Origin of the sequence: Bacillus sp. XT-2, assembly GCF_025696525.1 — a bacterium.
Taxonomy (GTDB): Bacteria; Bacillota; Bacilli; order Bacillales; family Bacillaceae; genus Bacillus; species Bacillus halotolerans.
Map to the genome: position 1 here is coordinate 178,118 of NZ_JAHVOC010000002.1, position 21,864 is coordinate 199,981.

Genomic DNA, 21,864 nt, shown 5'->3' on the forward strand with positions numbered 1-21,864 from the left:
TATGGGAAAAGTGCTGTCATCAAGTAAGGAAGCCGCAGAACTCATTCGGGAGGGGGATACACTGATCGCGGGCGGATTCGGCCTGTGCGGAATTCCCGAGCAGCTCATTCTGGCGATAAGGGATAAAGGGGTAAAAGATTTAACCGTCGTCAGCAATAATTGCGGAGTCGATGATTGGGGGCTCGGCCTTCTGCTGGCAAACAAGCAAATCAAAAAAATGATCGCCTCCTACGTTGGTGAAAACAAAATTTTTGAAAAGCAATTTTTAAGCGGAGAATTGGAAGTGGAATTGGTTCCCCAAGGAACGCTCGCTGAAAGAATCCGAGCAGGCGGAGCAGGCATACCGGGATTTTATACAGCCACAGGCGTCGGAACCACCATCGCTGACGGGAAAGAGCATAAAACCTTTGACGGACGCACATATGTGTTAGAAAAAGGAATTACTGGGGACGTCGCCATTGTAAAAGCGTGGAAAGCGGACACCATGGGAAATTTAGTTTTTCGGAAAACGGCAAGAAACTTCAATCCGGTTGCCGCCATGGCGGGAAAGATCACAATTGCCGAGGCAGAAGAAATTGTTGAGACGGGAGAGCTCGATCCCGACCACATCCACACGCCTGGTATTTACGTACAGCATGTTGTGCTCGGCACACATGAAAAGCGGATTGAAAAACGAACCGTTCGGCAAGCGAAGGGAAAGGAGGCGGCACAATGAAGGAAGCCAGAAAACGAATGGTCAAACGTGCTGTAAAGGAAATAAAAGACGGTATGAACGTCAATCTTGGGATAGGGATGCCGACACTTGTCGCAAATGAGATACCCGAGGGCGTGCATGTAATGCTTCAATCAGAAAACGGTTTGCTCGGGATCGGCCCGTATCCGCTGGAAGGAACGGAAGACCCGGATCTGATAAATGCGGGGAAAGAAACGATCACCGCCGTAACAGGCGCATCCTATTTTGACAGCGCGGAATCCTTTGCGATGATACGAGGCGGGCATATCGACCTGGCCATCCTTGGGGGTATGGAGGTTTCTGAGCAAGGGGATTTGGCGAACTGGATGATTCCGGGCAAAATGGTGAAGGGAATGGGCGGCGCTATGGACTTGGTCAACGGGGCTAAGCGAATCGTCGTCATCATGGAGCACGTCAATAAACATGGGGAATCGAAGGTGAAAAAACAATGCTCCCTCCCGCTGACAGGACAGAAAGTCGTTCATCGGCTAATTACTGATTTAGCAGTTTTTGATTTTGATAATGGACATATGACACTGACTGAGCTCCAGGACGGCGTCACGCTGGAAGAGGTATATGAGAAAACTGAAGCTGACTTCGCCGTAAGCCAGTCAGTCATCCGGCAAAAATCTTGAGCAGGAAGGTGTATGTCATGAAAAAACAAGTCGCTTTTGTGACAGGCGCAGCCGGCGGAATCGGATTTGAAATCGCAAAGGAATTCGCCCGGGAAGGCGCCGATGTCATTATTTCAGATGTAAATCCAAAAGCGTGCGGTGAGGCCGCTGCCAAGCTGAACGAGGAAGGCTTTAGCGCCACGGGCATTCCATGTGACGTAACAAAGGAAGAGCAAATCGCTGATATCGTCCATACTATCAAGACCAGATACGGACGTTTGGATACTTTGGTGAATAACGCAGGCATACAGCATGTCGCGCCGATTGAAGAGTTTCCGACAGAACGGTTTGAACAGCTTATTCGCGTCATGCTGACCGCGCCATTCATCGCAATGAAGCATGTCTTTCCCCTTATGAAAAAACAGCAGTTCGGCAGGATCATCAATATCGCGTCTGTGAACGGACTGGTGGGGTTTGCGGGAAAAGCCGCTTATAACAGCGCAAAGCATGGCGTCATTGGGCTGACAAAGGTGGGGGCGCTGGAAGGCGCGCCCCACGGGATTACGGTGAATGCACTCTGCCCGGGATATGTGGACACACAGCTTGTCCGCAATCAGCTGAGCGATCTTTCTAAAACAAGAAATGTTCCCTATGAATCGGTTCTGGAAGAGGTGATTTTTCCGCTTGTGCCGCAAAAACGTCTTCTCTCGGTGAAAGAAATTGCTGATTATGCCGTATTTTTGGCGAGTGAAAAGGCGAAAGGCGTCACAGGGCAGGCGGTCGTGCTGGATGGAGGCTACACAGCTCAATAATAGATTCTTGTATTCATAGGAGGCTCTCGTTTATCATAAGGTTGAAAGCGATTACAAAATGTGACGGGAGCGACAGGGAGATGAAACATTCTATTAAAAGATTACCCTTTGAATGGCTGGATGAAATCATCAACCTTGCAGCGGAATGTATTGTTGTGGTTGATCATGAGGGGAAAATTCTCTATATCAATCCGGCGTACTGTGACTTTCTTAAAAAAACAGAGGAAGAAGCGATAGGAAAACCCGTTCAGGACGTGATTGAAAACTCGAGAATGCACATCGTGGCGAAGACGGGGCGGACAGAGGCTGCCGCTATTCATCCGATTAACGGCAGCGAAATGATCGCCAACCGGTATCCGCTCTATGTGAATCAGCAGCTTGTAGGAGCGGTCGGAACCGTTATGTTTCGCAATCCGCAGGAATGGATGGATTATTCAAGAAAAATTAAACCCCTCCTCAATGAACTCAATTACTACAAAAATAGATACGAAAAAGAGCTTTTCAGTAAATACCATTTTGGCGATTTGATCGGAAACAGCTCTCTCTTTATGGAAGCGAAACGGCTGGCTGAACGGGTATCTGACAGCCAATCGGCCGTTTTGCTTTTAGGAGAATCAGGCACGGGAAAAGAGCTGTTTGCACACGCCATCCATCAGAACAGCCGCCGCCGGTATGCTCCCTTTCTGCGCGTCAACTGCGCCTCGATCCCAGAGCATTTGTTTGAATCAGAAATGTTCGGATACGAAGACGGCGCTTTTACGGGGGCAAAAAAAGGCGGGAAAAAAGGAAAATTCGAACTTGCGCATCAAGGAACCATTTTCCTTGATGAGGTAGGTGATATGCCGCTGCATATGCAAAGCAAAATCCTTCGCGTACTGCAGGAGAAAGAGATAGAGCGGATCGGCGCAAGAAGCCCGGTCCCAATAGATGTACGAGTGATTGCGGCGACACATCGAAATCTCGAAGAAATGGTCCGGGAAGGAGACTTCCGGCAAGACCTCTATTACCGACTGAATGTGATCAACATTCAAATCCCGTCCTTAAGAGAGCGCATAGAGGATGTAGTGCCGATCGCGGGGCTTCTATTAAAAAAACTTGAACGGAAATTTGGCTTTGATGGCTTGGAGCTTTCTAAAGAAGCAATTGCAGTGCTTCAGAGCTATTCTTGGCCGGGAAACATACGAGAATTGGAAAATGTCCTAGAACGGGCTGTCAACGTCCTCGACGGCAAACGAATCGAACCGAAACACCTGAATCTCACTCCTGAAGATCAACCCATCCAAAGAACAATCAAAATCCGGGAATATCAATCTATACAGCCATTAAAAGAGACAATCGCTGAGGCGGAAAAAAACGCGATTATCGAGGCGCTTGCCGCAGCAGACGGCAATAAAATAAAGGCAGCAAAGCTATTAGGCATAGGAAAAACAAGCTTATATGAAAAATGCAAAGCCTATCAAATTGAGCAGGCATAAAAAAACACACTTGCCCCGCCAGGGAATCAAGTGTGTTTTTCTGTTCCTTATTTCCAAACATCGTTAGCGATCTCAACAACATGGCGCAGCTTCGCCCATTGCTGTTCCTCGGTCAGCTTGTTGCCTTCCTCAGTTGAAGCGAATCCGCATTGCGGGCTCAGGCACAACTGATCTAGGCTGACATAACGGGACGCCTCTTCGATACGGCGTTTCACGTCATCAGGATGTTCAAGCTCACCGAATTTAGATGTCACCAAGCCTAGGACAAGCTGAAGATCAGAGCGTTTCACGTAACGAAGCGGTTCGAATCCGCCTGAGCGTGAATCATCATACTCTAAGAAAAGCCCATCCAGATTCAAGCCGTCAAAAATGGTTTCCGCCGCCGCATCATAACCGCCTTCAGCTGTCCAAGTGGACTGGAAGTTGCCGCGGCAAATATGCATGGTAATGGTCATATCATCCGGACGGTCGGCAATTGCGTCATTGATCGACTTCGCAAACAGCTGGCGAAGCTCGTCAGGCGTTGTTCCGAATGCTTCCACTTGTTTCAAGCCTTTTTCAGATAAGAAAACAGCCCATGCTGTATCATCAAGCTGGAGGTAACGGCAGCCTCTGTCATAAAACGCTTGAATCGCTTTTTTATACGCTTTTGATACATCATGCTGGAAAAGAGCATAATCGTTTTTGTATGCATCCTTTTCCAATCTGCCGCGGAAAAAGAGCATATTCGGACTTGGAATTGTCATTTTTGGCGTTGCATCACCAGCGATGCCATGTAAAAATGAGTAATCTTCGAGCATTGGGTGATTTGAGAAATCAATATCGCCTGTTACTTTGATGCCGCGTGCTTTTGTCTGCACATTATGGAACTGAATACCCTGTTCAGGTATAAACGGCTCAACGCCATCCAGATTTTCAAGGAAATCAAAATGCCACCACGCTCTGCGGAATTCCCCGTCTGTCACGACGTTCAGGCCGGTTTCTTTTTGTTTTTCCACAATGCGGATGATTTCATCGTTTTCAATCTGGCGAAGCTGTTCGGCAGTGATTTCGCCGGCCGCCTTTTGCAGCCGCGCTTTTTTGACGGGCTCAGATCTCAGCAGGCTTCCGACTTGATCCGCGCGAAACGGCGTTTTTTTTCTCTGAAGCGATTGTTTTTGTTCTGCGGGTGTTGTTTGCTGTGACATGTTGTTCATTCCTTCTTTCCATTCGAATATAAAAAAGCTCTTCCTTTGGATAAGGAAGAGCTTGCGTGAACAATCTCAACCTTATCTTCTAGAGCAAAAATCTGCTCTAAAGGATTTAGCACCATTCTGTTAAACAGCGGTTGCCGGGTATCGCAGGGCCAGTCCCTCCACCTCTCTTGATAAGGAAAACATTTTTATGAAATTTTCTGATAGTATCTATTATTCACACATTTCTCTTTTCTGTCAATGATAGATTATTTCCACACATCATTGGCAATGTCGACCACATGACGGAGCTTCGCCCACTGCTGCTCCTCAGTCAAAAGGTTTCCTTCTTCTGTTGAAGCGAAACCGCACTGCGGGCTCAAGCAAAGCTGATCTAAGCTGACAAAGCGCGCAGCTTCGCTGATTCGGCGTTTGACATCCTCTGGGTCCTCAAGTTCTCCGTATTTGGATGTAATCAAGCCTAAGACAATCTGCAGATCCTTGCGTTTGACAAAACGAAGCGGGTCAAAGTTTCCGGAGCGGTCATCATCGTATTCCAGGAACAAGCCGTCAAGGTCTAAACCGTCAAGAATCGTTTCCGCTACAGCGTCGTAGCCTCCAGATGCCGCCCAAGTTGAACGGAAGTTGCCGCGGCAAATGTGCATCGTGACCGTTAAGTCGTCAGGACGGTCCGCCACTGCATCGTTAATCGTTTTGGCAAACAACGCAGGCAATGTTTCCGGATCACCGCCGAGGGCTCGGACAACCTCTCTGCCTTTTTCTTCAAAGAAGAGAGACCATGACGTATCATCGAGCTGAAGATAGCGGCAGCCCGCATCATAGAAAGCGTTAATCGCTTTTTTGTACGCCTGGGCCAGATCATGAAAATATTCCTCCTGATCGGGATATACGCCTTGATCAGCTTTTTCACCGAAAAACAGCATATTCGGACTTGGAATTGTCAGTTTTGCTGTCGCATCTCCGGCAATGCTGTGTAAAAATTGATAATCGGCAAGCGCCGGATGGCTGGTGAAATCCAGTTTTCCCGTCACCTTAATGCTGCGGGCTTTTGTTTTCGCGTTATGGAACTGAATTCCTTCAGCCGGGATGAACGGTTCCACTCCGTCGAGCCCTTCCAGGAAATCGTAATGCCACCACGAACGGCGGAACTCTCCGTCGGTTACAACGTTTAGGCCGATTTCCTTTTGCTTTTCGACAATACGGGTGATTTCTTTATTTTCAATATCACGAAGCTGTTCTGCCGTGATCTCGCCGGCCGCTTGTTTTTGCCGCGCCTCTTTTACTGGGGCGGATCGTAATAAACTGCCGACATGATCGGCGCGGAAAGGGGCTTTCTTTTGTTTTTCTGATTTCTGTGCTGCAAGGTTTACTTGTTGAGCCATATCATTCGCCTCTTTTCTAAAATGTTTGCTGCATGAAAAAAGCTCTTCCTTTGTGTAAGGAAGAGCTTGAACGATCAAATCTCTGCCTCATCTGCAAGAACGCGATGTTCTTAAGGATTTAGCACCATTCTGTATAAACAGCGGTTGCCGGGTATCATAGGGCCAGTCCCTCCACCTCTCTTGATAAGGTAAATCTTCTTATTGGATTTTCAATTATCTTAATATTAGTATTTTTGCATGAATTGTCAACAGTTTTTTAGAAAATTGACTTATCTTCACCGTCATACAATACCATATCCAGCACAATCGCGATGGCTGTGCAAATCAGCATATCTGCCTCATGTCCAATCTGGAGGCGATACGTATCACCCCAGCTGAGCCGCTTTTTGCTGACAGACATCCGCACATTCTGGCTGTAAATGTGAAAAGCATCTTTAAACGAAAAGATCCGTTGTTTCATCAATCATTCGATCATTACTGAAGTCTCCTTTTGTTTGGATAGGTTCCAGGAATAACGAAAAGGCTGCATATATCTGCAGCCTTTTCATTTTATATGGTATGTCTTAGGAAAGATGCATCCGGCGTTTTTGGCGGATGGCGTCAAGGTCGATTAGGTTATTATGATGAGGAACGGGTGCAGGAAGAGGGCTTGTCTTTTGCGGTTTTCGTCTATTGTCTTTGCTGAATGAAAAGAGAAGATAGCCACATAATGCGATGATAATAAATAGGATCATTTTACATACCTCCCAAAAAAAGTTTTGGTATTCTCTATTGTACGGATAAAACGTCTAAAAGTATTCAAAAAATTCTAAATCCAATAATATTAAATGCGTGTCCCTCAAAAATCCTTTTCGCCGATGACCTGAAAATAGTCTTGCATTAAGCTGTTGTTTTTCCTTTTGATTGGTTCTATAGTTACTATCGACGTTAAAATGAATTCCTTTATATAACTTTTAACCTAAATTTCTGTAATTCAAATTAACTATATATGGATAATGTGTTCTTCTTTGTTTGATGTATACCCTATTTTGAGGAATTGAACACAAAAAACCCAAATTACGGAGCATTTGGGCGGAAATTTGGAATGGTTGGCTGATTTGAGGGGGAGTCCGGCGAAGGGTCAGAAAAAGCGTTTGAACATTCTTCTTATTTTTTTAAATGGGTTTGATCGTTTTGTTTGCATTTTGAGCGGGCGGGAAATCATCCATTTTTTGAACAGGCTTTTTGCGGCAATTGTGTTCTTCATCTTTGCATTTCCTCCTCATCCGTTGATAGTTGTTTTACGGACAGAGCTTTTAAAATGTTTCATTTTCACGCAAAAAAACCAGTCCTTTTTTGGACTGGTTTCTCAGCTTACGCCTGTTCTTCAAATAGCTTTGCAATCTCAACGATGACATTTACGGCTTTGACCATGTTGTCGGCTGAGATGTATTCAAATTTGCCGTGGAAGTTTTCCCCGCCGGTAAAGATGTTCGGCGTTGGAAGTCCCATATAGGAAAGCTGCGAACCGTCCGTGCCGCCGCGGATCGGAGAGATTTTCGGTTCGATGCCGAGGTTTTCCATCGCTTGTTTGGCAATGTTGACGATTTCGATGACAGGCTCAATTTTTTCTCTCATATTGTAGTATTGATCGTTCATATCAAGCTGAATGCGATTTTGTCCGTATTCGTTCTGGAGCTCTTCAACGATGCGCTGCATGGTTTCTTTTCTGTTTTGGAAGATGTTTTTGTCAAAGTCTCTGATAATGTAGTGGAGTTTGGTCTCTTCTACATCTCCCTGAATGGAAAGCAGGTGATAGAAGCCTTCGTAGCCCTCTGTATATTCAGGTGCCTCATCTGCCGGCAGCATGCTGTTCAGCTTCATTGCGATCTTCGCAGAGTTGACCATTTTGTCCTTTGCCGTGCCGGGATGTACATTGTTGCCTTTGATCGTGATTTTCGCCGCGGCAGCATTGAAGCTTTCATATTCAAGCTCACCGAGCGGGCCGCCGTCAACGGTATAGGCAAAGGAGGCATTGAATCGCCCAACATCAAATTTGTGCGGGCCTCTGCCGATTTCTTCATCAGGTGTAAATGCAACTCTGATGGTGCCGTGCTTGATTTCAGGATGTTTGATGAGATAATCCATGGCTGTCATGATTTCGGCGATGCCAGCCTTATTGTCAGCGCCGAGAAGGGTTGTACCGTCTGTGGTGATCAGGGTGTGGCCTTTGTAGCCCGACAGTTCAGGGAATTGATCAGGCGATAGGATGACCTGCAGCTTTTCGTTGAGCGTGATGTCTTTTCCATCGTAGCTTTCAACGATTTGCGGATTCACATTTTTGCCGGTAAAGTCTGTGGCGGTGTCGACGTGGGCGAGAAAGCCGATCGTCGGCACGTCTTTGTCAGTATTGGAAGGAAGGGTTGCCATGACATAGCCGTTTTCATCAATGGCTGCGTCTTCCATGCCGATTGACTTTAATTCCTCAACAAGCATGTTTCCTAACGTCAATTGGCCGGGTGTGGAAGGGCAGGTGTCGACTGATTCATCGGACTGCGTGTCGACTTTTACGTATGTAGTAAACCGTTCAATGATGTCTTGTTTCATTTCCAATCATCTCCTTTGTTTTATTCTACCATGCCGTGATGAGAGATATCTATTTCACAATGCCGTTTCGAATGGCAAAAACGACTGCCTGAGCCCGGTCTTGGGCATTGCATTTTTGCAGAATTCGATGCACGTGGGTTTTGACGGTGCTTTCACTGACAAAAAGCTTTTCGGCAATATCCTCATTTCTCAAGCCATAGGCCATTTGCTGAAGAACCTCAAGCTCTCTTTTGGTAAATGGCTCTGCCAGCTCTTCAGCATGAGGCTGTTGCTTTGCGCGGAATGTCTCAGTGATGATTTTAGCGGCTGTGACTGTGCGGAAAATCGCTTTGCCTCTGAAGGCAGCCCGAATGGCGTCTATCAGTTCTTCAGGAAGCTGTCCTTCAGCAGGTGGCCGACAGCGCCGGCACGGATGCCTTCAAATACGTATTCTTCAGTGTCAAAGGTCGTTAAAATGACGATTTTTGTATCCGGGAGGGCGGACATGATGTCCTTGGCCGCTTCAATGCCTGAGCAGGACGGCATTTGGACATAACAGCAGCAGCGGGCAGTTTCCCGGGCTTTACAGTTCTTTCTCGGTACATCGATAAAATAAAAGAAAACGTCAACCGGCAGATTGATTTTAGACCTGTTCGGACTGCATGAAATCCTGCAGCATGGCGTGAAAATGTTGAATGTCCTCGCTATTTCTTTTCCACATCATAAATGTCTGGGACGCCGGCAATTCAAGATGCGGCGGCGTAATTACAGCCATCAGCTTTTTTTCGTCTTCTTCCTGTTTGATGATGTAGGTGGGGAGGAAAGAGGCACCCATTCCCGCTTTTATCATATGAACAGCCGTATCAGTCTGCCCGACAGCCATCGTTTGAATATGCGGGTAATGTGAATGGATGCGGTCCAAAAAGGCATCCCCATATGACGGATGATCATGTGTTAGCAGCCGATAGCGGCTGAAGACAGATGAAGCATCCGCAGGCCTGCTTTCTTGAAAAGGAGCAGCCAGACACAGCGTACCTTCGCATATGTGCTGATAATAAAGAGTGCCGGAGTTCGGGTCTTTTCGCGACAAACCAATATCAGCTTCATTGTGTTCTACCGCTAGTTTGATATCGTCAGATTCAGTTACATGAGTTGAAAGCTCGACATGCGGATGTTTTTGGATATAGGCGGGCAGAAAGCGAGGCAATATATAGGACGCGATGTAGGGGTGTACGGCCAGCGTAAGTGCCCGGCTGTACCCCTGCTTCCATTGGCTGACTTTGTGCTTTCCGGCTTGGTATGCATTGATCATTTCTTTGGCATAAGGCAAAAACAACCTGCCTTCGTCAGTCAGGACAACCCTTCTTCCGCTATGCAAAAACAGCTGCATGTCCAGTTCATCTTCCAATTTCCTCATATGTTGAGAAACAGCAGGCTGTGTGAGATAAAGACGCTCAGCCGTTTCCCTGAAGTTTTCTGATTCCGCTGCGGAAATAAAGGTTTGCAGCCATTTTAAATCCATGAAATACCTCCTTCACTGCTAATTGATAACAAATTGTTAATTGAAAATGCGTATTTGCTTATCACTGATTATACTTCCATTCGTTTAGTATACCTATAGAACGAAAAAATGGAGAGAGGGAATCACATGAACATATACGTAGAAGCAAATCCATATTTACATGACAAATACTCAAAATATGCAGATGAAAAATATAAGAGAGACGGGAATCCATTTGTATCCTTTCCGATTCGCTTTGAGGAAGTCCCGCTCGGTGCAAAGACGCTCGCACTGACTTTCATCGACCATGACGCCATTCCCGTATGCGGATTCAGCTGGATTCACTGGATAGCGGCGAACATCCCGGCGCACATCGGAGAGCTTCCTGAACATGCAAGTGAGGAAAGACAGGACTTGATGATACAGGGGCAAAACAGCTTTGCTTCAGCGCTTGCGGGAAGCATCAATCCAAAGGTGATTCACCAGTATTGCGGGCCGACGCCGCCTGACGAGGATCATACATATACGCTGACGGTCTATGCTTTGGATGCTGAACTGAATCTTCAGCAGGGCTTTTATATGAATCAGCTCTATCAAGAAATGAAAGAACGCATTCTCGCTGAAGCCTCTATTGAATTGCTGGCAAGGGTTTAGGGCAGAAAATATGAAGAAACGATTAATAAACGATTAAACTTCATGAAAATGGATGTAGACCAGTTCTAAACACTATATAATAATAGCAGGTCATTTTTTAGGAGGGTTTACATCATGGCAATACTTGTTACAGGCGGCGCCGGATACATCGGAAGTCACACATGTGTGGAGTTATTGAACAGCGGATATGAGATTGTCGTACTTGATAATCTGTCCAACAGTTCAGCTGAGGCGCTGAATCGCGTCAAGGAGATTACGGGAAAAGAGTTAACGTTCTATGAAGCGGATCTATTGGATCGGGAAGCGGTAGATTCGGTTTTTGCGGAAAATGAAATTGAAGCTGTGATTCATTTTGCGGGATTAAAAGCAGTCGGTGAATCTGTTGCGATTCCGCTCAAATATTATCATAACAACCTCACGGGAACGTTTATATTATGTGAGGTCATGGAGAAATACGGCGTCAAGAAAATCGTGTTCAGTTCATCTGCAACAGTATACGGCGTTCCGGAAACATCACCGATTACGGAGGACTTTCCATTAGGCGCGACAAATCCTTATGGACAGACGAAGCTCATGCTTGAACAAATATTGCGTGACTTGCATACGGCCGACAACGAGTGGAGTGTTGCCCTGCTCCGCTACTTTAACCCGTTCGGCGCACATCCAAGCGGACGAATCGGTGAAGATCCGAATGGCATCCCAAATAACCTCATGCCATATGTGGCGCAGGTAGCCGTCGGCAAGCTGGAGCAATTAAGCGTATTCGGCAATGACTATCCGACAAAAGACGGGACAGGCGTGCGCGATTATATTCACGTCGTCGATCTCGCAGAAGGCCACGTCAAAGCGCTTGAAAAAGTATTGAACTCCACTGGAGCAGATGCATACAACCTCGGAACAGGCACAGGCTACAGTGTGCTTGAAATGGTCAAAGCCTTTGAAAAAGTGTCAGGGAAAGAGGTTCCGTACCGTTTTGCGGACCGCCGTCCTGGAGACATTGCCACCTGCTTCGCAGATCCTGCAAAAGCCAAGCAAGAACTGGGCTGGGAAGCAAAAAGAGGCCTTGAGGAAATGTGTGCCGATTCTTGGAGATGGCAGTCTTCTAATGTGAATGGGTATAAGAGTCATGAATAAGAATGGAGGTCTTCTCAACAGAGAAGGCCTTTTTCCTAAAAAAGGGTGCCTTCGCAGGCACCCTTTTCAGCTACTATTTAATTTTTACAATAACATCATTACTGAATTTAAGTTTCCAAGTTCCTTTAGAGTAAGCATCCTTGTCCACTTCGAATACTTCAACATTGGTTACTTTAATATTTGGATTTAGATCACTTAAAATTTTTGAATCATCGATTTTTGTTTCTGCCGCATAGTTAGAAGATGCATCTATGTCAGCATCATATGATGTATCAGTGGAATCTACAAGTTTAACAGTAGGAATTGAAAAAGAGCTTATAGGCTTTTTAGACACGTTTTTTACTGTGTATTGTACAGCAACTAAAATACCGCCGTCAGACGCCTTTTTGTTTAGGAACTCGTTACCAACTGAATCTCGTTTTTCTACCTTCGTAACTGTCACTTCAGTTTTCTCAGTCTTAACAGTATCACCGATATTGTATGTTTTTTCAGTTTCTGCTTTGCTGTTGCTTGATGTTTTGGAAGTGGCTTCTGAACCGCCTCCGCCGCCAATGTTAGCAATAATAATGATGACAACAACTGCGAGAATAAACGTAATAATTTTATGTCTCATAAAAAAGTTACGCTGATCCTTACCACAGTTAGGACATTTTTTTACACCTTTTGCAATTTCTTGACCGCAAGCTTTACAAGGGACTAGTTTTCCTGCCATTATATTTCCTCCTATGTCATTAAATGCACAAAACATATGTACTATAATGCCTATATTATTTCACTTAGTCAATACAAAATAATGAATTTATTATATTATTTAGCATTCATAGTTATATTTTCTTGTGAAAATACATGCTTATTTTCTTATCGTCTATATCGCACATATGTTAATAGCTAATTTGTATTTTCTTGAATTTTCACTTGCAACTAAATCTCCGCAAATACCCCTTGAACCAATTTGCTCAGTCCCTTATAATGCTAATATTGGAAAGTGAAAAAGATATGCTAAAACATTGGTTTTCTAGGGTTCCGCAATGCATATTGGCCTGTGACCGAGAGAAAACACATAACAGCCTGGCTGTTATGACACGGTGGGATAAAAGCCCAGGAGTTTCTGCTCTTTTGCAAGAGCGTACTCCTGGGTTTTTTTGTTGATACGATCTGAAGGAGGAGTTTGTGATGAAAAAGAAAATGCTTGATGTGCTGATGCTTGTGATTGGCGCTTTTTTCTTCGCGCTTGCTGTGAATTTATTCGCGATTCCCAATGATCTTGGGGAAGGCGGCGTTACGGGGATTACGCTGATTTTGTACTATGTGTTTCAATGGTCTCCCGGGGTGACAAACTTTATATTAAACGCTTTTCTGCTATTGGTCGGATATAAATTTCTCGACGGGAAAACTACGGTTTATACGATTATCGCCGTGGCAGCAAACTCGCTTTTTCTGCATTTGACACACGGGTGGAGCACACCGTCTGATGAGCTGATCATTAACACGATTTTCGCAGGAGTGTTTGCGGGTGTCGGGATCGGCATGATCATTCGGGTCGGCGGCACAACAGCCGGTTCCGCCATTCTGGCAAGAATCGCCAATAAATATTTAGATTGGAATATCAGTTACGCGCTGCTCTTTTTTGATTTAATTGTCGTCTTCAGCTCTTATTTTATTATTGGTGCGGAAAACATGATGTTTACGATTGTGATGCTGTATATCGGAACGAAAGTGATGGACTTTATTATTGAAGGACTGAATACAAAAAAAGCAATTACTGTCATTTCGGAAAATAAAGGTGAAATTGCCGAGCAGGTCAATACGCTGATGGACCGGGGCGTCACCATTTTATCAGGTAAGGGAAACTATACCGGCCAGTCAAAAGAGATTTTGTACATCGTCATTAACAAACAGGAGCTTTCTATGCTGAAGAAAATCATCAGAAGCTGTGACAAAAAAGCGTTTGTGATTGTCCATGACGTGCGCGATGTGTTTGGTGAAGGGTTTGTGGATATTTCAAAATAAGGAGGTCCCTCTGCGCATCTGCAGAGGGATTTATTTGTTTAGAACGGATATGTGCGGTATTGTTTCTGCATTCGTCTCAGTTCATGCATATCCTCTATTGCCGTTGAAGCAAGGCTGTAAACGAAAGAGGGCCATCTTATGTGAAAAAGAAGCTGGAGAACATGTGTATTTCGCCTTATACTGAAAATACATATCCTTACATAGGAGAGGAGACCATATGAAGTCGCTGCTGGCTATTTATCCCGGTTCGATTGTGTCTGACAAGCTTTGTACAAAGGAAGACTGTCTATGTTTTTTTGATGAAAACAGTCAGAAATACATCTCGATCCCAAAAACGGAGATCAGCCAAAAGGAGACGTTGCTGCTCCAGTCATTTTTAACGCTAGCGGAAGAGGCGGAGCACATGTCTCTCAAATCGCCGGAAGAAAACAAGTGGTTTGCGTTTCTATTCTCGAAAGGAGAAGTGCCGCCGAATATCAAGAAGAGGACAAGGTTCATTCATTTTCATTTGATCGGCAAAACTGAACGGGCATCATTTGCGGAAGCGATGCGCCATTTTTGGCCGGTGTCTTTTGTGATCGTTTGGATGCATGAGGACAGAGGCGTGATTGTCGAGCAGGAAAGTGAAGCGGCGGCCGGGAAAGACGAACTGGAGTCGCTCGCAAGGGTTCTTGAAAGTGATTTCTACTTCAGTGTCCGTTTTTACGCCGGAAGGTTTTATGAAACAGATGAGCGCTTACGAAAGCATTATGCCCGTGAACAAACGTATTTTCTATTTGCTGAAAAGCGGCTGCCGCAGGTTCAGAGTGTGACGTTTGATATCATGTTCCCTTTTTTATTATTGGAAGAAGAAAAGGGACGGCTGAAATCACTGCTTTGTGAAGAAGCCGAGCTATTATTTGTAAATGAACCTGAGCTGAGAAAAACGATCAAGCTGTTTATTGAAAACAACTCAAACGTGACATTAACAGCGAAAAAACTGCATCTGCACCGCAACAGCCTGCAGTACCGAATAGATAAATTTATCGAGCGGTCAGGAATAGACATTAAAACGTATACAGGCGCTCTGCTTGCGTATTTTATCTGCCTGCAAAGCGAAGGTTCAGAATAAACTGGAAATATGCACGAAAACGGCCGTGTGATTTTATGAATGCTGCCCATTTCAGTGTTGGATAAATGCTGATACACTTGATTTAAGAAAACGCTTACAATACTAAAGGGGGATGTTAGATGGCTGAATTGCGGATGGAGCACATTTATAAATATTATGATCAGAAGGAAGCGGCGGTAGACGACTTTAATCTTCACATAGCGGATAAGGAATTTATCGTATTTGTCGGCCCGTCCGGCTGCGGTAAATCAACAACACTGCGGATGGTCGCAGGACTTGAGGAAATTTCGAAGGGTGATTTTTATATTGAAGGAAAACGGGTAAATGATGTGGCGCCAAAGGACAGGGATATCGCGATGGTGTTCCAAAACTACGCGCTCTATCCGCATATGACGGTATACGATAATATCGCATTCGGGCTGAAGCTTCGCAAAATGCCGAAGCCTGAAATCAAAAAAAGAGTGGAGGAAGCCGCTAAAATTCTCGGATTGGAAGAATATTTGCACCGCAAACCTAAAGCGCTCTCAGGCGGGCAGAGACAGCGGGTTGCGCTGGGAAGAGCGATCGTTCGGGATGCAAAGGTATTCTTGATGGATGAGCCTTTGTCGAACCTGGATGCAAAGCTTCGGGTGCAAATGAGAGCGGAAATTATTAAACTCCACCAGAGACTGCAAACCACTACGATTTATGTCACGCATGATCAGACAGAAGCATTGACGATGGCGACTCGGATTGTGGTCATGAAGGACGGCAAAATCCAGCAGATCGGGACGCCGAAGGATGTATACGAATTCCCTGAAAATGTATTCGTTGGCGGTTTTATCGGGTCACCAGCGATGAACTTTTTCAAAGGGAAGCTGTCTGATGGCACAATCAAAATCGGTACTTCCGTGTTGAGTGTGCCGGAGGGGAAAATGAAGGTGCTTAGGGAAAAAGGCTACATTGGCAAAGAGGTCATTTTCGGCATCCGCCCTGAGGATATTCATGATGAATTGATTGTCGTGGAATCGTATAAGAGCTCTTCAATTAAAGCGAAAATCAATGTTGCGGAGCTGCTGGGGTCTGAGATCATGATTTATTCGCAAATCGATAACCAGGATTTTATTGCGAGGATCGACGCCCGTCTCGATATTCAGTCAGGGGATGAGCTGACAGTTGCGTTTGATATGAATAAAGGGCATTTCTTTGACAGTGAAACTGAAATCAGAATCCGTTAAGCTGGAGAACCGGACATGGAGCGATGTCCGGTTTTTTGCATTCCCTCTCTATTTCAAGGTTTACAGCAAAAACCGCGGCGGGTAGTGGTTTGTAGAAAGGAGAGATAGAAATGTGGAATGCGGCGATGTGGGGCGGGATTTCCGGCTCTGCTGTTTTGCTGGGTGCGCTGGCGTCTATGTTTCTCCCGATTCGCAAGCGTATCATCGGTTATATCATGGCTTTTGGCACAGGGGTATTAATCGGCGCTGCCGCCTATGAACTTCTTGAGGACGCGGTGAAGAATGGCGGAATTGTCTCGACAGGAGCCGGATTTATAGCAGGCGCTGTCGTGTTTACCCTATTTGATTACGCGGTTTCGAAAAGAGGCGCGTCTCAAAGAAAAAGATCGGGACAAGCAGCTGCAGGCAGCGGGGGGATCGCGATTTTTATCGGCACCATCATGGATGCTGTCCCCGAATCTATTATGATTGGAGCCAGCCTTCTTGAAAAACAATCTGTCAGCTTCCTTTTGGTGATTGCGATTTTTATCAGCAATATACCTGAAGGGCTGTCCAGCACGGCCGGCATGAAGAACAGCGGATATTCAAAGGCGAAAATCTTGCTGCTTTGGGCGGCGGTACTGATGATTTCTATTTTTGCCTCATGGTCAGGATATTACTTCCTCGATGGCGCTCCTGAGGAGATGATGTCGGCAATCGCCGCTTTTGCGGGCGGAGGAATCATCGCAATGATTGCATCCACGATGATGCCCGAAGCGTATGAAGACAGCGGTCCGATGACAGGGTTAATTGCTGCTCTTGGTCTTTTAACGTCTTTGATTTTGAATCAGTTTTCCTAATTTGCACCGGACATGGCTACATGTCTGGTTTTTTCACTTGAAAATTCCGCAAATCAACCGATGAAAAGAAGGAAGAAATAGACAGAAAGCAGGAAAACGATGAAACGTTTTATCTTAAGCAGTTTTCTTTTGGCTAGTTGTTTGACTCTTGCCGCTTGCGCTGAAAAAGAAGCAATCGCAGAGCAGCAGATGCCAAAAGCGGAACAAAAGAAACCGGAAGAAAAGACAATACATGTGCAAAAAAAAGAAGATGATACATCCGCATGGATCAAAACAGAGAAACCGGCAAAGCTGCCGATTTTGATGTACCACAGCATCTCTTCAGGCAACAGCCTCCGTGTGCCAAAGGAAGAATTTGAGGCACATATGAAATGGCTGCACGATAACGGCTACCAGACATTAACTCCAAAAGAGGCGTATCTCATGCTGACTCATGACAAGAAGCCGAGTGAGAAATGTGTGCTTATCACGTTTGATGACGGATACACCGATAATTACAAAGACGCGTATCCGGTATTAAAGAAGTATGGCATGAAGGCGACGATTTTTATGATCGGCAAATCGATTGGACATAAACATCATCTGACAGAGGATCAAATGAAGGAAATGTCACAGCATGGCATATCGATTGAAAGCCATACGATTGACCACCTTGAGCTGAACGGTTTAACGCCAGAGCAGCAGCATAGCGAAATGGCAGATTCAAAAAAGCTGTTTGACAGGATGTTCGATCAGCAAACCGCCATCATCAGCTATCCGGTTGGGCGCTACAACGAAGCTACCCTGAAGGCCGCTGAAGAAACCGGTTATCAAATGGGAGTGACGACTGAACCGGGAGCAGCCTCCAGAGATCAGGGGATGTACGCCCTCCATCGCGTACGTGTATCCCCGGGGATGTCAGGGGCGTCATTTGGCGCGTACATCGAGTCGATGAAATAAAAAATGGCGGCGATTAATCGCCGCCGCCCCCTCCGCCGTCACAGCCGGAATCCCCGAAGCCTCCGTCACTGCCGCATCCATCATGGCGGGAATCGCCATCGGAAAATCCGAAAAAACCGCTGTCCGCCCGCTGGCGTCCTTTGTTTTCTGAAGCGGTTGATCGAGCCGATTGATAAATGACGATAATACCGAAGATCAAAGCGATAAGAATCACAATCATATGGCGTCCCCCTTTAAACAGTTATTTTTCATACGTTTTAAAGCCTGAAAAGTTTCATTTAAGGGAGATGGATTCTTTCAGCCGATCTCTCAGCCAGCGCTTGACCATGCCGTGTCCTTTGTTTGAAAGCAATGCGCTGACACGCCAATACATAGGCGGATGAGGAGAAAACTGAAAATCTATGATTCTGAAAAGCCAGCTGTTATCCCGGATGAGAGAGTTCACCTTAACTTCGTCTTCATCTATATCAGAGCAGTAGTTGTTTTGTTTTTGCAGATCTTCATCCTGGCGAACCGCCAGGATCTTTAAGGATTCGGCCATCTGCCTGTATCCGCCCTCCAGCAATGAAGCGCCAATGTGATCGGCGCGCACCTCCATCCATTGGGAACAAAATGACTGATAAAGCTGAAATAGAATGATGATTCCCATGATCAGCGCCCAAAGTGCGATTTTGTAAGCGCCGGGATGAGCGATGTAATGCTCAAGTAAAAGAATGATCCCGATGACTGCCCCAAGGTATAAAAAGCGCAACAGCTGCATGGACAGCACATCACGTTTTTTAATATGAACAGCCTCATGAGCAAGAATACCCTCAATGACATGCGGCGGAAGGGTTAATGTAGCGCTTGTCAGAATCACCATTGATCTTCCTACATTCATTCCGACTGCCATGCCGTTGTATTCATCGCTATCCGTTTCGTATATCTCCACATGCGAAATGCCTGCTTTTCTAAAAATCTTATCTGCCGCTGCCTGAACGTCTGAATTCAGACAAGGCCTGGCATCCATTGCCGTCCGCAGCACCCGGTCAGATAGATACATATTCAAAACCCAGTACAACATCACGGCACCAGCCATAACCCAAGGGGAGGCGTGTAAGGCATATAAACCGAGCACCAATATGGCGTAAGCAGATATCCCTTTTACGCTTACAGCAAAATAAAATTTACCTAAAAGCCGTTTCACATTTTTCCGATGATAAATCGGCAGGACAGTAATAACAGTTTCCTCTTTGGTTTCGGAATCTAGAAATTCCCCGAGAATCGCTTTCCACTTTTCAGGATCTTTCACGGTCAGAAACAGCGTTTCTCCGGGAAGAGAGAGCCTTATGACTTGCTGAAAGCTTGTTGTCATATCGAGCCGGGATGAATACATGGTCAAAAGCGGATGAAGCTTTAATAGATCTGCCGTCGATTCAAGCCGGATGTCTTTCAGGTCTGAAAGCGGGTAGGTGCGGCTTTCATATCGTGAACTGATATGCCATGTTTCTAAAGACGATGAATAAAAGACTTTTACACTTAGAAAATTTAATATGCGTTTTACCAGTGCCGCGCCGCCCGAGATGAAACCGAACAGGATCACATATTTTAGAACACTGGTGTCAGGCCCGTAAATGAAGAAAACAATAGCGCCCGCAAACACAATGACAGTCAGAGCAATGTCCGAGAGGAGGCGTGTGTGGTCTCTTGCAAGCTCAATTTCCTGCCATTCGCCTGATGGTTTTTCAACACGGCTGGGGACAGTCAGATCCAATGCGGTCCAGTAGCTGGTGAACATCAATGCCAGAGAGACGATGCCATCTATGAAAGACTGTTGAGAGAAGATAAAGCTAGCAGCACCGATCCATAGAACAATATCAATCCAGAGTTCTAATGCCGGAAGAAGCTTTGCTGCAAGGGCTGATATCAGCTGAATGCCCAGCCCGAGAATGATAAAGAGAAAAAGACTGGTTCCCATAGGCATGCTAGAGTCCTTTCTATCGTAATCTTTCCAACTATTACTATAGCATGCGGCAGGAATTTGTAAAAACACGGAAATGCAAAAAAGCAAGCTCTTTCGTTATACGAAGAACTTGCTTGCAGCGTATCAATAAAACTGGTGTAACAGCAATAAGGTCAAGGACACTGTGATGGCTCCGCCGATTCTAGTGGACACCTGGGCAAAAGGCATCAGCTCAAGCCTTTCAGCGGCACTTAATATCGCGACGTCACCGGTGCCTCCTTGCCCTGAATGGCACGCATTAATAATGGCTGTTTCGATCGGATACATGTTCAGCCATTTTCCTGTGAAAAAGCCGACCGTCATCATTGTGACTACGACAGACAGGATCGTAATGATATTGCTGAGATTAAAGGCGGCAACAAGCTTGTCCCATGGCGTCATAGACACGCCGATTGCAAAGAGCAGCGGATAGGTGACTGCCGTTGAAAAGAAGCGGGACACGCCAAACGCGCCGTTTTCAATTGAGGCAGGGACCAGTCTGAACAGCTTGATCAAAACAGCTAACAGCAGCATGGCAACAGGGGCCGGAAAACCGAAAAAATCGTGGGCGAGCATACCGACCAAATACAAGGAAACGGCAAGGATTCCGCCGGACGCAAACAGAGAAAGGTTGAACATGTGCTGGCCGTTTTGCGATTCCTCCAGCGCATGTGAATCTTCTGAACGGTCAACTTTACCGTTGCCGGTCCATTCCGGTTTTTTTTTGCCGATTCTGTTGAGCAGGCCCGCTAAGATGATCGCACACAGGCTCCCGAGCATGATCGATGGAAGAACAAGTGCAAACGCTTCCCCTTGAGACATCGGCATGATATCGGAATAACCGATGGACAGAGGGATGGCGCCTTCTCCAACGCCGCCAGCCATTATAGGAATCACGACGTACAGAAGGGTGTGCTGAAATCCGAGGCCGAGCAATGTACCGACAGCCAGTCCCACAATAGCGGCCGCGACAGAACCGGCGATAAGCGGTATAAAAATTTTCATAAATGCTTTTACAAGTGTTTCTCTTTTCATGCCGAGGATGCTTCCGACAACAATTCCGGCAATAAACAAATAAAGAAAGTTTGAGTTTTCTGTAAATTCCGTGGTGGATTTGACAATATCATTTGGCAGCAGGTGATAGTAGACGACAGCAGATGGAATAAAAGTAGCAAGGATGGCCGGGCCGCCGATAGAGCGCACAATCGGTATCGATTTTCCGATTTGGGCAAAGGTAAATCCGAAAAACGCCATAACGGCAATGGATGTCAAGATGTCGCTTTTCACATCGTGATGCAATACAAAAATAGTAATTAATATAAACAGCAGGGCATATACAGGAAGCGGTATGATGCCTACTTTTATATTCATAGCTTTCGCAAACCAATTCTCTTTTCGAACCCCTTCGTGAATTGTATCCGTTTGCATTTGCAATTGAGTTTGAAGCTCTCCCATTGAAAAACCTCCCCTATTCTTGTTGCAGTGAAATTGTTCACTATGTTAAGTATACTAAAAAATTGAAATTATTAATATATTAAAAATTTACTATTCAAACTGTTTCTTCTTTATGATTCAGATGAAAAGAGACGTTCTGACTAAATTCCGGATGTGCCGGAGTGCCGAGAAACGAGTGCTGATGCCGGTCAAGCATTTTATTCGCAAGGAGCGAGGCATTGATGTACGATAATAAAGGGTCATTTATCC

At 45.6% G+C, this 21,864-nt stretch carries 20 protein-coding genes, 3 pseudogenes and 3 riboswitches; of the genes and pseudogenes, 11 read left to right on the forward strand and 12 right to left on the reverse strand.

Translation table 11 applies throughout. The features are described 5' to 3' along the window. Position 1 precedes the first annotated feature (1 nt). From KXD37_RS06960 to KXD37_RS06975, 4 genes are all read left to right on the forward strand, one after another. Positions 2-715 (forward strand): CoA transferase subunit A, encoded by a 714-nt coding sequence (locus KXD37_RS06960; protein WP_101864273.1) that lies wholly within the window; start codon positions 2-4, stop codon positions 713-715. Further along, positions 712-1,368, forward strand: coding sequence for a CoA transferase subunit B (locus tag KXD37_RS06965; protein ID WP_024123370.1), 657 nt, complete (start codon positions 712-714; stop codon positions 1,366-1,368). The genes KXD37_RS06960 and KXD37_RS06965 overlap by 4 nt, the downstream gene beginning before the upstream one ends. A gap of 17 nt (positions 1,369-1,385) precedes the next feature. After that, positions 1,386-2,159 carry a 3-hydroxybutyrate dehydrogenase gene (locus KXD37_RS06970; RefSeq protein WP_106019795.1) on the forward strand — a complete coding sequence of 258 codons (774 nt, stop codon included), beginning with the start codon at positions 1,386-1,388 and terminating at the stop codon, positions 2,157-2,159. 80 nt (positions 2,160-2,239) lie between these two features. After that, positions 2,240-3,634: a sigma-54 interaction domain-containing protein gene (locus KXD37_RS06975; protein WP_101859850.1), complete on the forward strand. Its 1,395-nt coding sequence runs from the start codon at positions 2,240-2,242 to the stop codon at positions 3,632-3,634. Between the two features lie 47 nt (positions 3,635-3,681). On the opposite strand, the gene KXD37_RS06980 is transcribed toward KXD37_RS06975, so the two are convergent. The 8 genes and pseudogenes from KXD37_RS06980 to KXD37_RS07015 all read right to left on the reverse strand — a co-directional run bounded on the left by KXD37_RS06980 (position 3,682) and on the right by KXD37_RS07015 (position 10,296). After that, on the reverse strand, positions 3,682-4,821 hold the full coding sequence (locus KXD37_RS06980) for a 5-methyltetrahydropteroyltriglutamate--homocysteine S-methyltransferase (protein ID WP_059335375.1): 1,140 nt from the start codon (positions 4,819-4,821) through the stop codon (positions 3,682-3,684). Between the two features lie 78 nt (positions 4,822-4,899). Further along, a riboswitch (SAM riboswitch) is annotated at positions 4,900-5,007 on the reverse strand. 68 nt (positions 5,008-5,075) lie between these two features. Next, a complete protein-coding gene (locus KXD37_RS06985) occupies positions 5,076-6,209 on the reverse strand; it encodes a 5-methyltetrahydropteroyltriglutamate--homocysteine S-methyltransferase (protein ID WP_185848453.1) in 1,134 nt (377 codons plus the stop codon). Positions 6,210-6,293: 84 nt separating this feature from the next. Then, positions 6,294-6,399: riboswitch (SAM riboswitch) on the reverse strand. Positions 6,400-6,465: 66 nt separating this feature from the next. After that, positions 6,466-6,621: pseudogene (locus KXD37_RS06990) on the reverse strand (hypothetical protein); the annotation flags it as partial. A 151-nt stretch (positions 6,622-6,772) separates the two neighbouring features. Then, a pseudogene (locus KXD37_RS06995) lies at positions 6,773-7,051 on the reverse strand (hypothetical protein). A 278-nt stretch (positions 7,052-7,329) separates the two neighbouring features. Then, complete coding sequence (locus KXD37_RS07000) at positions 7,330-7,455, reverse strand: hypothetical protein (RefSeq protein WP_010332428.1); 126 nt, start codon at positions 7,453-7,455, stop codon at positions 7,330-7,332. A 107-nt stretch (positions 7,456-7,562) separates the two neighbouring features. After that, positions 7,563-8,795 (reverse strand): peptidase T, encoded by a 1,233-nt coding sequence (gene pepT, locus KXD37_RS07005; protein WP_255002333.1) that lies wholly within the window; start codon positions 8,793-8,795, stop codon positions 7,563-7,565. Positions 8,796-8,844: 49 nt separating this feature from the next. After that, positions 8,845-9,326: pseudogene (locus tag KXD37_RS07010) on the reverse strand (LuxR C-terminal-related transcriptional regulator); the annotation flags it as partial. Positions 9,327-9,417: 91 nt separating this feature from the next. Beyond that, the gene (locus KXD37_RS07015) at positions 9,418-10,296 is read right to left on the reverse strand and encodes a LysR family transcriptional regulator (RefSeq protein WP_263463445.1); all 879 of its coding nucleotides are present in this window, start codon (positions 10,294-10,296) and stop codon (positions 9,418-9,420) included. A 126-nt stretch (positions 10,297-10,422) separates the two neighbouring features. Here KXD37_RS07015 and KXD37_RS07020 point away from each other — a divergent pair, with 126 nt between their 5' ends. After that, the gene (locus tag KXD37_RS07020; RefSeq protein ID WP_010332425.1) at positions 10,423-10,929 is read left to right on the forward strand and encodes a YbhB/YbcL family Raf kinase inhibitor-like protein; all 507 of its coding nucleotides are present in this window, start codon (positions 10,423-10,425) and stop codon (positions 10,927-10,929) included. Between the two features lie 114 nt (positions 10,930-11,043). Then, positions 11,044-12,063: a UDP-glucose 4-epimerase GalE gene (gene galE / locus KXD37_RS07025; RefSeq protein ID WP_229148456.1), complete on the forward strand. Its 1,020-nt coding sequence runs from the start codon at positions 11,044-11,046 to the stop codon at positions 12,061-12,063. 73 nt (positions 12,064-12,136) lie between these two features. On the opposite strand, the gene KXD37_RS07030 is transcribed toward galE, so the two are convergent. Beyond that, positions 12,137-12,676 (reverse strand): DUF4352 domain-containing protein, encoded by a 540-nt coding sequence (locus tag KXD37_RS07030; RefSeq protein WP_128568461.1) that lies wholly within the window; start codon positions 12,674-12,676, stop codon positions 12,137-12,139. A gap of 391 nt (positions 12,677-13,067) precedes the next feature. Further along, a riboswitch (guanidine-I (ykkC/yxkD leader) is annotated at positions 13,068-13,170 on the forward strand. A gap of 66 nt (positions 13,171-13,236) precedes the next feature. Here KXD37_RS07030 and KXD37_RS07035 point away from each other — a divergent pair. The 5 genes from KXD37_RS07035 (at position 13,237) to KXD37_RS07055 (ending at position 18,179) form a co-directional block, all read left to right on the forward strand. Beyond that, positions 13,237-14,073 carry a YitT family protein gene (locus KXD37_RS07035; RefSeq protein WP_263463446.1) on the forward strand — a complete coding sequence of 279 codons (837 nt, stop codon included), beginning with the start codon at positions 13,237-13,239 and terminating at the stop codon, positions 14,071-14,073. Positions 14,074-14,290: 217 nt separating this feature from the next. Continuing rightward, a complete protein-coding gene (locus KXD37_RS07040; RefSeq protein WP_229148457.1) occupies positions 14,291-15,184 on the forward strand; it encodes a PucR family transcriptional regulator in 894 nt (297 codons plus the stop codon). A 119-nt stretch (positions 15,185-15,303) separates the two neighbouring features. Beyond that, positions 15,304-16,401: a maltodextrin ABC transporter ATP-binding protein MsmX gene (msmX, locus tag KXD37_RS07045; RefSeq protein ID WP_024123357.1), complete on the forward strand. Its 1,098-nt coding sequence runs from the start codon at positions 15,304-15,306 to the stop codon at positions 16,399-16,401. 110 nt (positions 16,402-16,511) lie between these two features. Continuing rightward, the gene (locus KXD37_RS07050; RefSeq protein WP_024123356.1) at positions 16,512-17,240 is read left to right on the forward strand and encodes a ZIP family metal transporter; all 729 of its coding nucleotides are present in this window, start codon (positions 16,512-16,514) and stop codon (positions 17,238-17,240) included. Between the two features lie 99 nt (positions 17,241-17,339). After that, on the forward strand, positions 17,340-18,179 hold the full coding sequence (locus KXD37_RS07055) for a polysaccharide deacetylase family protein (protein WP_127696332.1): 840 nt from the start codon (positions 17,340-17,342) through the stop codon (positions 18,177-18,179). Positions 18,180-18,192: 13 nt separating this feature from the next. Here the strand turns inward: KXD37_RS07055 and KXD37_RS07060 are convergent, their stop codons facing one another. The 3 genes from KXD37_RS07060 to cimH all read right to left on the reverse strand — a co-directional run bounded on the left by KXD37_RS07060 (position 18,193) and on the right by cimH (position 21,615). Next, a complete protein-coding gene (locus tag KXD37_RS07060; protein WP_240671145.1) occupies positions 18,193-18,396 on the reverse strand; it encodes a hypothetical protein in 204 nt (67 codons plus the stop codon). A gap of 57 nt (positions 18,397-18,453) precedes the next feature. Beyond that, entirely contained in the window at positions 18,454-20,142 is a 1,689-nt protein-coding gene (locus tag KXD37_RS07065; RefSeq protein ID WP_151174623.1) for a M56 family metallopeptidase, read from the reverse strand. Positions 20,143-20,265: 123 nt separating this feature from the next. Further along, on the reverse strand, positions 20,266-21,615 hold the full coding sequence (cimH, locus tag KXD37_RS07070; protein WP_127696334.1) for a citrate/malate transporter CimH: 1,350 nt from the start codon (positions 21,613-21,615) through the stop codon (positions 20,266-20,268). Positions 21,616-21,864: the final 249 nt, after the last annotated feature.

What these genes read in the sequence shown, in the direction of transcription:
- KXD37_RS07065 (WP_151174623.1), bottom strand. Translation starts at nt 20,142, where the DNA reads ATGCCTATGGGAACCAGTCTTTTTCTCTTTATCATTCTCGGGCTGGGC.
- KXD37_RS07000 (WP_010332428.1), bottom strand. Translation starts at nt 7,455, where the DNA reads ATGAAGAACACAATTGCCGCAAAAAGCCTGTTCAAAAAATGGATGATT.
- KXD37_RS06980 (WP_059335375.1), bottom strand. Translation starts at nt 4,821, where the DNA reads ATGTCACAGCAAACAACACCCGCAGAACAAAAACAATCGCTTCAGAGA.
- KXD37_RS06960 (WP_101864273.1), top strand. Translation starts at nt 2, where the DNA reads ATGGGAAAAGTGCTGTCATCAAGTAAGGAAGCCGCAGAACTCATTCGG.
- KXD37_RS06975 (WP_101859850.1), top strand. Translation starts at nt 2,240, where the DNA reads ATGAAACATTCTATTAAAAGATTACCCTTTGAATGGCTGGATGAAATC.
- KXD37_RS07015 (WP_263463445.1), bottom strand. Translation starts at nt 10,296, where the DNA reads ATGGATTTAAAATGGCTGCAAACCTTTATTTCCGCAGCGGAATCAGAA.
- KXD37_RS06965 (WP_024123370.1), top strand. Translation starts at nt 712, where the DNA reads ATGAAGGAAGCCAGAAAACGAATGGTCAAACGTGCTGTAAAGGAAATA.
- KXD37_RS07050 (WP_024123356.1), top strand. Translation starts at nt 16,512, where the DNA reads ATGTGGAATGCGGCGATGTGGGGCGGGATTTCCGGCTCTGCTGTTTTG.
- pepT (WP_255002333.1), bottom strand. Translation starts at nt 8,795, where the DNA reads ATGAAACAAGACATCATTGAACGGTTTACTACATACGTAAAAGTCGAC.
- KXD37_RS07055 (WP_127696332.1), top strand. Translation starts at nt 17,340, where the DNA reads ATGAAACGTTTTATCTTAAGCAGTTTTCTTTTGGCTAGTTGTTTGACT.
- KXD37_RS07030 (WP_128568461.1), bottom strand. Translation starts at nt 12,676, where the DNA reads ATGAGACATAAAATTATTACGTTTATTCTCGCAGTTGTTGTCATCATT.
- KXD37_RS07040 (WP_229148457.1), top strand. Translation starts at nt 14,291, where the DNA reads ATGAAGTCGCTGCTGGCTATTTATCCCGGTTCGATTGTGTCTGACAAG.
- galE (WP_229148456.1), top strand. Translation starts at nt 11,044, where the DNA reads ATGGCAATACTTGTTACAGGCGGCGCCGGATACATCGGAAGTCACACA.
- KXD37_RS06970 (WP_106019795.1), top strand. Translation starts at nt 1,386, where the DNA reads ATGAAAAAACAAGTCGCTTTTGTGACAGGCGCAGCCGGCGGAATCGGA.
- KXD37_RS06985 (WP_185848453.1), bottom strand. Translation starts at nt 6,209, where the DNA reads ATGGCTCAACAAGTAAACCTTGCAGCACAGAAATCAGAAAAACAAAAG.
- KXD37_RS07020 (WP_010332425.1), top strand. Translation starts at nt 10,423, where the DNA reads ATGAACATATACGTAGAAGCAAATCCATATTTACATGACAAATACTCA.
- cimH (WP_127696334.1), bottom strand. Translation starts at nt 21,615, where the DNA reads ATGGGAGAGCTTCAAACTCAATTGCAAATGCAAACGGATACAATTCAC.
- KXD37_RS07035 (WP_263463446.1), top strand. Translation starts at nt 13,237, where the DNA reads ATGAAAAAGAAAATGCTTGATGTGCTGATGCTTGTGATTGGCGCTTTT.
- msmX (WP_024123357.1), top strand. Translation starts at nt 15,304, where the DNA reads ATGGCTGAATTGCGGATGGAGCACATTTATAAATATTATGATCAGAAG.